At 43.8% G+C, this 12,280-nt stretch carries 13 protein-coding genes; 9 read left to right on the top strand and 4 right to left on the bottom strand.

The window, feature by feature from the left end; genetic code table 11:
* Positions 1-9 precede the first annotated feature (9 nt).
* The 4 genes from lpxK to AV939_RS10700 all read left to right on the top strand — a co-directional run bounded on the left by lpxK (position 10) and on the right by AV939_RS10700 (position 2,868).
* Positions 10-1,011, top strand: coding sequence for a tetraacyldisaccharide 4'-kinase (gene lpxK / locus AV939_RS10715; RefSeq protein ID WP_057796115.1), 1,002 nt, complete (start codon positions 10-12; stop codon positions 1,009-1,011).
* A 16-nt stretch (positions 1,012-1,027) separates the two neighbouring features.
* Positions 1,028-1,222 (top strand): Trm112 family protein, encoded by a 195-nt coding sequence (locus AV939_RS10710; RefSeq protein ID WP_013783967.1) that lies wholly within the window; start codon positions 1,028-1,030, stop codon positions 1,220-1,222.
* A 7-nt stretch (positions 1,223-1,229) separates the two neighbouring features.
* Positions 1,230-1,979, top strand: a complete 750-nt coding sequence (kdsB, locus tag AV939_RS10705) for a 3-deoxy-manno-octulosonate cytidylyltransferase (protein ID WP_057791599.1) — start codon at positions 1,230-1,232, stop codon at positions 1,977-1,979.
* Between the two features lie 229 nt (positions 1,980-2,208).
* Complete coding sequence (locus AV939_RS10700) at positions 2,209-2,868, top strand: SDR family oxidoreductase (RefSeq protein ID WP_057791601.1); 660 nt, start codon at positions 2,209-2,211, stop codon at positions 2,866-2,868.
* Positions 2,869-3,022: 154 nt separating this feature from the next.
* Here the strand turns inward: AV939_RS10700 and rimO are convergent, their stop codons facing one another.
* Positions 3,023-4,465, bottom strand: a complete 1,443-nt coding sequence (rimO, locus tag AV939_RS10695) for a 30S ribosomal protein S12 methylthiotransferase RimO (RefSeq protein ID WP_057791603.1) — start codon at positions 4,463-4,465, stop codon at positions 3,023-3,025.
* A 192-nt stretch (positions 4,466-4,657) separates the two neighbouring features.
* Here rimO and AV939_RS10690 point away from each other — a divergent pair, with 192 nt between their 5' ends.
* Both AV939_RS10690 and AV939_RS10685 read left to right on the top strand, forming a co-directional pair.
* Entirely contained in the window at positions 4,658-6,292 is a 1,635-nt protein-coding gene (locus tag AV939_RS10690) for an esterase/lipase family protein (protein WP_057791605.1), read from the top strand.
* 107 nt (positions 6,293-6,399) lie between these two features.
* Positions 6,400-6,873 carry a DUF2919 family protein gene (locus AV939_RS10685; protein WP_057791607.1) on the top strand — a complete coding sequence of 158 codons (474 nt, stop codon included), beginning with the start codon at positions 6,400-6,402 and terminating at the stop codon, positions 6,871-6,873.
* A 103-nt stretch (positions 6,874-6,976) separates the two neighbouring features.
* Here the strand turns inward: AV939_RS10685 and AV939_RS10680 are convergent, their stop codons facing one another.
* Positions 6,977-7,384, bottom strand: a complete 408-nt coding sequence (locus tag AV939_RS10680; protein WP_057791609.1) for a hypothetical protein — start codon at positions 7,382-7,384, stop codon at positions 6,977-6,979.
* Positions 7,385-7,497: 113 nt separating this feature from the next.
* The gene (tcdA, locus tag AV939_RS10675; RefSeq protein ID WP_376738706.1) at positions 7,498-8,280 is read right to left on the bottom strand and encodes a tRNA cyclic N6-threonylcarbamoyladenosine(37) synthase TcdA; all 783 of its coding nucleotides are present in this window, start codon (positions 8,278-8,280) and stop codon (positions 7,498-7,500) included.
* A 207-nt stretch (positions 8,281-8,487) separates the two neighbouring features.
* Between tcdA and AV939_RS10670 the strand changes: the two genes are divergently transcribed.
* From AV939_RS10670 to AV939_RS10660, 3 genes are all read left to right on the top strand, one after another.
* Positions 8,488-8,823, top strand: coding sequence for an FAD-dependent oxidoreductase (locus AV939_RS10670; RefSeq protein WP_057791611.1), 336 nt, complete (start codon positions 8,488-8,490; stop codon positions 8,821-8,823).
* A 207-nt stretch (positions 8,824-9,030) separates the two neighbouring features.
* Positions 9,031-9,999 carry a glutathione S-transferase family protein gene (locus AV939_RS10665; RefSeq protein ID WP_057791613.1) on the top strand — a complete coding sequence of 323 codons (969 nt, stop codon included), beginning with the start codon at positions 9,031-9,033 and terminating at the stop codon, positions 9,997-9,999.
* Between the two features lie 150 nt (positions 10,000-10,149).
* Complete coding sequence (locus tag AV939_RS10660) at positions 10,150-11,610, top strand: phosphomannomutase/phosphoglucomutase (RefSeq protein ID WP_057791615.1); 1,461 nt, start codon at positions 10,150-10,152, stop codon at positions 11,608-11,610.
* 237 nt (positions 11,611-11,847) lie between these two features.
* Here the strand turns inward: AV939_RS10660 and AV939_RS10655 are convergent, their stop codons facing one another.
* Entirely contained in the window at positions 11,848-12,270 is a 423-nt protein-coding gene (locus AV939_RS10655; protein WP_057791617.1) for a DUF3429 domain-containing protein, read from the bottom strand.
* Positions 12,271-12,280: the final 10 nt, after the last annotated feature.

The following is a 12,280-nucleotide window of genomic DNA, read 5'->3' as shown; positions in this document are numbered from 1 at the left end:
GTGAGCCGTATGGTGAAGCGCTGGTACGCTGGTCACCCATTAGTTTGGCTGTTATCGCCACTTGCGATACTTTTCTGGCTGATAACTGCTTTTCGTAGGTGTTTGTTTTCTACAGGCCTGAAAAAAGTGTATCGAGGCCATGCCAAGGTTATTGTCGTAGGCAACATTTCGGTTGGCGGTAACGGTAAAACACCCGTAGTACTTGCACTCGCGCAGTATTATCGCAAAAAGGGTGTGCGAGTTGGTATTTTAAGTAGGGGGTATGGCGGTAAGTCTAGCTTCTATCCTCGACAAGTTACCGGTAACGATGATGCCAGTGAAGTAGGGGATGAACCTCGATTACTGGCCATTCGTAGCCAAGTGCCAGTCGTCATAGACCCCCTACGTAGCCGGGGCGCAAATTACCTTTCAAATGTTCTTAATTGCGACCTAATTATCTGTGATGATGGCCTTCAACATTATGCGTTAGCGCGAGATGTTGAAGTAGTGGTAATGGACGAGCGTTTAACCGGTAGCGGCTTTTTAATACCGATGGGGCCGCTTAGAGAAGGTCATTGGCGGCTGGCAACGGTGAATGCTATCGTGCATAACCGTGCTGATAACAAAAAGCCAGAGCTTAAAGCGGGTCAAACTCCTCAGTACCTTATGAAGTTGGTAGCCGGTGAAATGTGCTCTGTTACGAAGCCCACCGAGCAGGCTGAACTGACTAGCTTTACGGGTAAAAATATTACCGCAATGGCGGGTATTGGTGCTCCTGAACGTTTTTTCTCTCAGTTAAAGAGTATGGGGTTGAATTTGTCCAGCACATTACCGTTTCCTGATCATCACCAATTTACAGCAAACGATATCCCTTCGGGTACGGTACTAATGACCGAAAAAGATGCGGTGAAGGTAAGTGAAATCGCTCATAGCGATTGTTGGTATTTGCCGGTTTCGGCAAGTATCGACCAGAAGTTTTTCACGCAAATAGATGACAAGCTGGTTAATGCTGGCTTAACAATGACGCCTTAGCAAGCAAGGAAATATAATGGCATTTGATAATAAATTATTAGAAGTACTGGCATGCCCAGTGTGCAAAGGCAAATTGGTGCTTAATGATGAAAAAGATAAACTAATTTGCCGCTTCGACCGTTTAGCTTACGATATTAAAGACGGTATTCCGGTGCTTATCGAAAGCAAAGCAACGGTAATGACACTTGATGAAGTAGACGCAACGCGATAGGTGTGTGATGGCATTTACAGTAGTTATTCCCGCACGATATGGCTCTAGCCGTTTTCCAGGTAAACCCCTAGCTGACATTAATGGTAAACCCATGATTCAGCATGTGGTGGAGCGAGCCATTGAGGCGGGGGCTGATCGAATCATTGTCGCCACTGACGATATGCGCATTGCCGACGTTGCTAACGAATTTTCTCATGTATGTATGACCGCCGATACACATCAATCAGGCACCGAACGTATTGCCGAGGTCATTGAGAAAGAAAACATTGCTGCTGATAGCATAGTAGTCAATGTGCAAGGCGATGAACCTTTCATTCCTGCGGCGAACATTAAGCAAGTGGCAAGTAATTTGTCGAATGCACCTCAATGTGTGATGGCTACCTTGTCTACGCCCATTTTAGAAAGCGACGATGTATTCAACCCTAATATGGTTAAAGTACTGGTTAACGCACATCAAGAAGCGATGTATTTTTCGCGTTCGGCTATTCCATTTGAGCGCGATCGTATGATGGAAAACCGTCAAAGTGTTGATCCTAAATTGTATTTTCGACATATAGGCATTTATGCGTACCGTGCACAATACGTGCAGCAGTACGTAAGTTATCAGCCTAGTGCTCTTGAGCAAATTGAATCTCTCGAGCAGCTTCGGGCCTTGTGGTATGGCGACAAAATCCACTGTACTGTGGCAAATGCCAAACCACCAGTAGGTATTGATACACCTGAAGATCTCGCGCGTTTGCTGGCGTCGCTAGGGTAGGCCGCACTTTTTACTCGCTTTTTTAGGTGGCTGTAAACCAGTAAAGATAAAAAAGCTACGTGATATAACGTGTTAAAGAGCAATAAGATTTGCCTGCTTAAAGACAAATCTTACCGTTGCCAAAGACGGTTAATACATTCTTTCATTGTGAGTGCATTCAGCCTGGTTTTCTCGAAATACGACTGGCATATTCTAAATCGGGTGCAGCATAAAAATAGGGAGCGTTAAAATGAACGTAGTCATTACAGGGGGCAACCGCGGTATTGGTCTAGCCCTCGTTAAACAATATAAAGCGCAAGGTGCGACTGTGTATGCCACCTGTCGTAATAGCTGTGATGAGCTCAATTCCTCTGGCGTCAAAGTAATTACCGGTGTTGACGTGTCGCAGCCAGATACACTGGCAGATAGTTTAGCGGAATTAACAGACGTTAAAATTGACCTGCTTATTAATAACGCTGGTGTGTTGGGCAGAGAAACCTTGGATGACTGGGAACCTCATACCATAGATTATCAGTTTAGAGTGAACGCTATGGGGCCACTGCTTGTCACGCAAACTCTGCTTTCATCAATGGCCGACAACAGTAAGATAGCCATGATCACCAGCAGAATGGGCTCTATGACGGATAACACCTCTGGCGGGTATTATGGCTATAGAATGTCGAAAGCCGCACTAAATGCTGCTGGTGTGTCATTAGCAAACGATCTCAAGCCACAAGGAATAGCGGTAGGTTTATTTCACCCAGGGTTTGTGCAAACTGAAATGGTGAATGGAAGCGGAGATATTGATGCAGATACCTCTGCACAAAGATTAGTGGCTCGAATAGCTGAGATGACTCTTGATAATGCAGGGCGTTTTATTCATTCCAATGGCGATGAATTGCCTTGGTAAGCCCTAAGTAAGTCCTTTATATAAAGTATATTTGTTACTTTTCTTAGATTAAAGAACACATAAAAAAACCGGTAAAGCCTTAGGACTTACCGGTTTTTTCTAAACTGTGTTTAATGTAGCTAGCGAGTTGAACGCTTGCTGGCTGCTTCTAAAATTAGCCTTGGCTTTCGTCTTCGTCTTGGTCTTCAGACAGCACAGCCCACACGTCGTGTTCATTAGCGTGAATGACTTCAGCCCACACCCGTTGACCCGGTTTTACATCGTAAACGCCATTAAGGTGAACTAAGCCATCAACTTCAGGCGCATCGGCGTACGTTCGCCCTACAGCACCTTCGCTGTCTACACTGTCAATAACCACTTGGTATTCATTACCAATGCGAGCTTGTAAGCGCTGGGCGCTAATTTCACCTTGAACTTCCATAAAGCGTGCTAAGCGTTCTTGTTTAACGTCTTCTGGCACAGGATCAGGTAAATCGTTGGCACGAGCACCTTCAACTGGTGAATAAGCAAATGCGCCCACACGATCTAGCTGTGCTTCACGAATAAAGTCGAGCAACTCTTCAAACTCTTCTTCGGTTTCACCCGGAAAACCTACGATAAAGGTTGAGCGTATTACCAATGAAGGGCAGGCTTCACGCCATTTCTTAACTCGTTCTAGGGTACGATCTGCACTACCAGGGCGTTTCATTAAACGTAAAATACGTTTATTGGCATGCTGAAATGGGATATCAAGGTAAGGAAGAATTTTACCTTCATTCATTAAGGGAATAAGGTCATCAACATGTGGGTAGGGGTAAACATAATGAAGGCGCACCCAAATACCCATTTCACCCAATTTCTCACACAATTGCTGCATGTGTGTTTTTACGGGCATACCATCCCAGAAGCCTGTTCTATGTTTCACATCAACGCCGTAGGCACTGGTATCTTGTGAAATAACCAGTAGCTCTTTCACACCCGCAGCTTTTAAACGTTTAGCTTCATCAAGCACACTGCCTACAGGGCGGCTTACCAAATCGCCACGCATGGAAGGAATGATGCAGAAAGTGCATCTGTGGTTACAGCCTTCTGATATTTTTAAATACGCGTAATGACGAGGGGTAAGTTTAACACCGTGATCGGGCACTAAATGTTCAAACGGATTATGTTGAGGCTTAGGTAAGTGTTCGTGAACTTGCTCAACTACCGATTCATAAGCGTGAGGACCGGTAATAGCCAGTACATTAGGATGTACTTCACGAATTTCATCTTCTTTAATGCCCAAACAACCAGTCACGATGACTTTGCCATTTTCTTTTAGCGCTTCACCAATGGTATCAAGTGACTCTTCCACCGCGGCATCAATAAAGCCGCAGGTATTAACAATGACTAAATCAGCATCGTTGTATGTAGGAACAACATCGTAGCCTTCTGTACGCAATTGCGTAAGAATGCGCTCGGAGTCTACCAAGTTTTTAGGGCAGCCTAAGCTGACAAACCCAATGCGGGCGCCGTTGCTTGCACCTGTACTACGATTTTCAGTTAGAGTTCTAACTGGCGTTTCTAAAGTAGTGGTTTTGTTTGCTGCTTTACTTGGATTGAAGGTTTCTACAGTCATCTAAAATATCACCCGGTAAACGACGCTACTTGTGCCTAAAATGGCCGCGGATTATACAGTAAGTATGACGGGTTCGCAGCTCTTTGAGGTAAAACTTTTTCAACTAACGACAATACTGCCAATTAGTGGAATACTGAACAAAAATTCATCATACTCTTTCGCTCTTCTCAACTAGGTTTACGGCAGGGCTTCATGGGCAGTTTTAATTGCAGAAAAAGGTTAGCCATCCTGTTTAGCTTGCTTGCGCTTGGCTTGGCGTCATGTTCTTCCGACTATTATAAACCCAAGCCCCCATCACTCACTTTGCGTTTGTCTGATACGCCACAATACACCCTTGATTATGATGCGCACACCACACGCGAGCTTTATTGGGGCTGCGTAACAGTACTACCTCGTTCGACAGAAGGGTTAATTAATAGCTTGTTGTGTACTCAAGCTCTACTTGGTAGGAATGATGTCAGTGCTGACGAACGCCACTTTGCATTAAAGCGCCATCGAGAAGCACTAATGAGTTTGCTAACATTGCGCATGTCTGGGAAAGAAGATGAAGCACATTTTCACACCCATTTGACTTTAGACCAACCAATTATTTTTGCTTCTAGGATGCTGCCTTCAGAAGAGGCGCTGCAACCCAACATATTAGGGGAATACGGCGTTGCCGTGGTAGTAAGAGAACCAGCGACCACAGAAGCAGAACAAACTTATTACCCTCAAGAAGGGACTTACAGTAGTTACACCTTAATGTTCCAAGGCATTAAGTTAGACGGTAACGAGGTGCACATTACCTTAGATGCCCAGAAAATCCACGGACGAACCACGGTACGTGTGGGTAATAATGCCTACATGGCGCGCTACTCTCCAAGCGCCACGTATTTAGCCTTATTGAATGATGCAACCGTGGGCGGGCTTCGTTGGAAAGGGTTTGTGGGTACTAAGCAAGCAAAAGCCCTTAGAGGAATTTACGTTATTGGGGAGATGTCAGACACTAAAATTCCCCTTGTTATGATCCATGGTCTTAATTCCGATCCCTTGATTTGGCGTTACTTAACCATGGCCGTGATGAATGACGAATGGTTAAACGAACGCTATCAAATTTGGCATGTGCTTTACCCTTCAGGCCAGCCGCCACTGTACAGCGCCATGAAAATTAGGAGAGAGCTTGATGCACTACTGGACACTATTGATAACCCCGTTATTACTCGCGAGGCGGTGTTTATTGGGCACAGCCTAGGAGGGCTTATAACCAAGTTACTGACGGTATCTTCTGGTGATGCCTTTTGGGATACTACCTTTGCCGTGTCACCAGAGCAGGTTGAAAAGTCGATATCTGAAGATATTCGGGACACCTTTTTCTTTGAGCCTAGGTTTAAAACTAACACGGTTTTTTATTTAGATACGCCCCATAAGGGCTCGGCATTGGCGGCATCGGCAATCGGTTATATTGGCTCGTCGTTAGTACAAATACCCTATGAACTTAAAAATATGTTTGTTGGTTTACTTGATGAGAAAGGGTTAGACATTGTTCAGTCAGACATGCAGAGCTATCTAACAGACACTAAATTCAAAAGCCTCGACTCATTAAAGCCAGGCCACCCTTTAATGAACACCCTGTATCCTATGCGCATTCAGGGAAAAGCTTATTCAATTATTGGGTCAAAAAAAGAAACCGAATGTGAAAAAAGGGAAGTGTGTTTATTACTCACTGATGGCGTGGTGACCTACGAAAGTGCAGATATACCAGAAGCGCTAGAAAGGCTCATTGTTGTATCTAAACATAACTCATTTAAATCACCTGATGCCGTGTCGTTTATATTAAAGCATTTATAAACCTGCCAAATTGTCGGATATTTTCTTTTAGCGCTTTAAGTTTGCATTATTAGCCCAATAATAACTGAGCTATTAATTATTCTTTAAAGCAAGGCTATGTGTTTTTCATGCTAAAACTGCCATTAAAATATTACGATGAATCTGGCCGCATTTTACCGCCGAAATGGCTGTACGTCATACTAGCGCTATTTAGTTTGGACTGGATTGCGTTTATTTTTTCGTTAGCCTCGCGTTCGCAAACAGAAGCATTACTCAAGTTGTTTTATCCTCAAAGTGAAAGTTTAGGCTTGGCATTATTAAGCAGTGTGCCGATAGTGCTAGGGCTTGCGCTTATATCGCAACGTGAAAGGCTTTGGAATAAGGGATACACAAGTTGGTCTGGTGCATTGTTGCCACTTATTTTAGTGGGAGTGATAGCGTCGTTGAGTGTGCAGTTTTATCATGTTGTGTCAGTACATTGGGGGTTTGAGATAATAACGGCCATCAAAGTGGTGGTGTCGATTATCAGTCTATATTGTATTAGCCGAAGTCGGCATTTGCGCTGGATGATACAAGATTGGAAAAAGCCTCATTGCGAGTAAATTACCATTAAATTACATACAGATATTAAATTACATGCAAATCGCGAATAGCGTGTGAGGCAAGAAATAAAAGCCCCACACGAAGAAGTGCAATACAGACCGATTACTGGCGGTGATTACTTACAGATTGGTCGAAATAAGCTTTAACACTAACTTGGCTGTCGTTCACTAGTCGCTCGTAGCAAATACCCGCAAAGGCATAAGAGTTTTCACCCACCACCAGTAACACATAAGGTGCTTTGGGATTCGATTGGTCATAAAGCCAGGTTCCACCCACAAAACGCTGAAACGTTTCTCCTACGTAGGCTCCAAAGATATTACAAATGGTGAAAACTGCCTCATCTTCTAGCGCGCTGTCATGATATTTGTCTAAAAAACTAAGTAAAATATCATCTACAAGTGAAATACTTTCAGCAGAATAATCTAAGGTTAAACTGAACTCTTCTTGGGCTGTAGCAACCGCATCTTCTGCGCAGTCCTTCATTAATTTTTCGAGCTCTATGGGTGACATTTTATTATCCTTCTCTTTTAACCTTTACGCGATAGTGTGATGTTAGCTATCGTCATTTTTAAACCTGCTGATAACCCAGCTTTCAACATTGTGCGGTAGTTATTCCCGTTTGTCTATTTATGACCGGTTAAGCGATTGATTACACTGGCTGACGCGAACATACCAAAGGTAGCCGTTACGGTTACCACCGCGCCAAAACCACCAGCACAATCTAGCCGAGTACCGCCTTCCATAGCCGATTTGTTATAACACACGCTGCCGTCAGGTTGGGGATAGCGCAACTGTTCAGTTGAATAGATACATTCAACCCCAAAGCGGCGTTTAGGATTTTTGCTGAAATTATAATTGCGTCTTAATTCACTGCGCAATTTAGCTGCAAGAGGATCTTGGGTGGTCTTCGATAAATCGCCCCTAGTGACTTGGGTAGGGTCAATCTGTCCGCCGGCACCACCAACGGTCACAATGGGTATTTTAGCGCGTTTACAATGGGCAACCATGGCAGCTTTCGCTCTAATGCTATCGGTTGCGTCAATCACGGCATGCATATCTTGGGTTAACAGCTCAACCGTGTTTTCAGGTGTAACGAAGTCTTCAATACATACGATTTCGCAATTTGGGTTTATACGTTTAATACGCTCAGCAATAGCGTCAACCTTTGCGTCGCCTATAGTATCTGCCATGGCATGAATTTGTCGGTTGGTGTTGGTTACACATACGTCATCTAAATCAATCAGGGTGATTTTACCGATGCCAGAGCGCGCAAGTGCTTCTGCACTCCAGCTTCCAACACCACCAATACCCACAACGCACACATGGCTCATTGCAAGTTTTTCTGCGGCGTCTGCGCCGTATAGGCGCACGATGCCGCCAAACCTTTGATCTTCCAATATACTCACTATGTATTCCAGTTGTTGCTATGCCAATAGCCTGTTTGTTAAAACTGCCCCGTCAACATTGCTTTGCTGACACTGCTCTGCCAACACTTGGAGGCGGCGAATAAACACAGCAGTTTAAACAATAAATTAAAAGCGTTTACATAAGGGGCGCATGATCGCAAAAAAGCGTAATATTGCAAGGGATCTTCTTTAAACATTAAGTAAGACATGTCAAAACGGTACGATATTGCCATTGTAGGTGCTGGGATAGTGGGTGCGGCTGTACTTTATGAGTATCAAAAGCGCTATCCACAGCACAAGGTTCACTTAATTGAAAAAGAGCCTGTAGCTGCATTTCATCAAACTGGCAGAAACTCGGGAGTGATCCACGCTGGGGTGTATTACCCGCCTGGTTCGTTAAAGTCACAGTATTGTAGGCAAGGTTTAGAAGATACTATTGCGTGGTGTAGAGACCATCATTTACCGTTTGAGCAATGCGGTAAGCTTATAGTGGCGACCAACACTGATGAGTTGCATAAGCTTGATAACCTTTTTATCAACTGACAGAGTAACGTTGGCAATGCACCTTCTCCTGCAGCTACTAGCGCCATGCCCATTGCCAGAGCCATCATCGATAAAATCGACGCTATGTAGACTTGCTCTACCTATTCGTTCTAAAAACTAGGAAGTTAAATCCAAAAATACAGGCATTACGTTCAAAGCTATACATGTTTGAATAACACGTTTTAAAATGAATGCTTGGAGAAATATATGGGATTGCTTGTAGATGGAATATGGCAAGATAAATGGTACGACACGAGTGAGAATGGCGGTAAATTTGAACGCCAAGCGTCGAAGTTTAGAGGTGCAATTGGCGGTGAAGCCGGTGCGCAGCACCCCCCTGAATCTGGTCGATATCATCTTTATGTCGCTTATGCATGTCCGTGGGCCCATCGTGCGTTAATTTTAAGACAACTAAAAGGGCTCACTGAACACATTGATGTTTCAGTGGTAAACCCAGATATGCTGGGGGATGGTTGGAGTTTTTCAGATTACCCAGGTAGCACTGGCGATAAGCTTTACCACTTTGACTACCTGCACCAGCTTTATACCAAAGCAAAGCATGATGTTACCACCCGGGTAACGGTTCCGGTTTTGTGGGATAAGCAAACCCAATCCATAGTGAATAATGAATCGGCAGATATTATTCGTATTTTTAATAGTGACTTCAATGCGCTTACGGGTGACAAACAAGATTTTTACCCTGCACCACTGCGCGAAGATATAGACGATATTAATAAAATGGTGTATCACGCTATTAATAATGGTGTGTACAAGGCGGGTTTTGCTACCACTCAACGTGCCTATGAAGAAGCGGTTGAGGACTTATTTGAGGCGTTAGATACGTTGGAAACGCGATTGTCTACACAGCGTTATTTAGTTGGCCATCAAATTACCGAAGCAGATTGGCGCTTATTCACTACCTTGATCCGCTTTGATGCGGTGTACCACGGCCACTTTAAATGCAATATTCGCCAAATAGCGGACTACCCCAACTTGTTTGGCTACATGAAGGAGTTGTATCAATATCCTGGTGTGGCGAATACGGTGAATTTTGATCATATCAAACGTCATTATTATTATAGTCACACCATGATTAACCCTACCCAAGTCATTCCCGTTGGCCCAAAACAAGATTTAATGGCTCCCCACAACAGAGAAGCAATAAAGCCAGCTTAATTGCATGGTAATTTCAAAAGCGCATTGCGCGAAGGTGAGGGGTTTTATACCATCTACTTTAGAATGATACTGGTTACTTTTCTTGTAACACTTTTTCTTATAACACTAGTGACCAATAATATCTTTAACAGGGAACAGAGACTCTAATACATGACTAAACCAATTACGTGCTTTAAAGCATATGACATACGCGGTGAGCTTAACAGCCAACTTGATGAAGCAACGGCTTACCGCATTGGTTACGCCTTTGCTGAAGAGTTGAATGCGAAAACGGTAGTAGTAGGCAGCGATGTTCGTTTAACCTCTACCCCGTTAAAACTTGCCTTGAGCGCAGGGCTCATTGATGCTGGCGCGAACGTCACCGATATTGGTATGGCAGGAACGGAAGAAATATACTTCGCGACTAAACACTTAGGTGTTGATGGCGGAATAGAAGTGACCGCTAGTCACAACCCCATTAACTACAATGGCATGAAGTTGGTAAAAGCTGATTCTGTACCCATTAGTGGCGACACTGGCTTAAATGCGATTAAAACGCGTGCTGAGCAGTTAAGCGATGAAGCTGTATCACAGCGCCTTGCCTATTACACCCAAGGCGAAGCCATCGATGCTGATGCCTTTTATAATGGTCATGCACACATAAAGGTTTCACATTTAACAGACACAGGAAGCTATGTAGAAGATAGCTGTATGTCAGCTTACGTAGATCACATGTTGTCTTACGTTAACCTTGATTCGTTCACGCCTCTTAAAATAGTGGTCAATGCGGGCAATGGTGCTGCAGGACCAGCGCTTGATGCTATTGAGGCTGAGTTAGCAAGCAGACAAATTCCAATTAGCTTCATCAAAGTGCACCACGAGGCAGATGGCACGTTCCCTCATGGTATTCCTAATCCATTGTTACCTGAAAACAGAGCAGACACTGCCGATGCTGTTATAAAATATAATGCGGATTTTGGTGTGGCGTGGGATGGCGACTTCGATCGTTGTTTCTTGTTCGATGCCGAAGGAAACTTTATTGAAGGCTATTACATTGTTGGCTTGCTTGCGGCAGCGTTCATTGAGAAAAACCAAGACAGCAAAATTATTTATGACCCACGGGTATTTTGGAATACAGAAGACATCGTGGCGAATGCTGGCGGTACACCCATTAAGTCAAAAACAGGGCATGCGTTTATTAAAGAGCGTATGCGCAAAGAAGATGCTGTTTATGGCGGTGAAATGAGTGCGCACCACTATTTCAGAGATTTCGCTTACTGTGACTCAGGCATGATCCCTTGGTTATTAATAGCCGAACTCGTGTGTGTTAAAAAACAATCGTTAGCCAGCATGGTTAAAGCACGCATTGAAGCGTTCCCATCATCGGGTGAAATTAACAGCAAGCTTAAAGACGCCGATGCTGCACTTGAGCGCGCGACATCTAAATATAAGCCGCTTGCAACGGTTATCGATACTACCGACGGCCTTGGATTGGAATTTGATACATGGCGCTTCAATTTGCGTAAATCGAACACCGAACCGGTTATTCGCTTAAACGTAGAAAGCCGAGGTGATATTGCTTTAATGGAAGAGAAAACGGCTGAGTTGCTTTCGGTAATACGTGACGAATAATATTCCGCTTTTTAATTCTTTTTACTTCTTACTTTTCAAAAACTGAGTAAGCATTAAAAGATAAAAACCGGAACATGAAAATTGGAACAAATATAAAGCGCAGTCATGTTAGTAATGACTGCGCTTTTTTTGTGTATTACTGGCAAGTGCCATCTCAGGAATTTGCCACCACTTGCAGAATTAGCCACTAATTACGATGCTGTGCTGACAACATGTGCTGTATGTCTTTTATGGCAATTAGGTAATGAGGTAAATCATCCAAGCATGGCTAATCACCACAACAGAGGTAAGGGCTATACGTAAACTGATGTAACTCACAATTTGGCCTTTAGGAAGGCTAAGCGTGAATTTATCGTAAACTAAAATGGCAACGTAGCTAAGCGATAACACCCCTAAGGTTTTCGGGTCGTGGCTAAACACCAGACAAAGCCAACCGATAATGCTCGGTAGCATGGCGATATACATTTGTTTACCATAGCGCTGATTACTGATGGAATCCCACCAATGAATCCCACCAAAAAATGACAGCAAAACCGCTGAGTACTGCATAAAGTAAATAGCGCTTTGGGTTAATGACAAAAGATTAAGAGAATAGGCTATTGGCATAGCTAAAAATGGGATGAGCCCAGCCACGCCAAGTAACACAACAGAGTAGGGCATGTAACATAAT

Origin of the sequence: Alteromonas sp. Mac1, from assembly GCF_001562125.1 — a bacterium.
GTDB classification, from domain to species: Bacteria; Pseudomonadota; Gammaproteobacteria; order Enterobacterales; family Alteromonadaceae; genus Alteromonas; species Alteromonas stellipolaris.
Note: the sequence above shows the minus strand (reverse complement) of the source record. Positions and strands in the feature narration are given on the sequence as shown.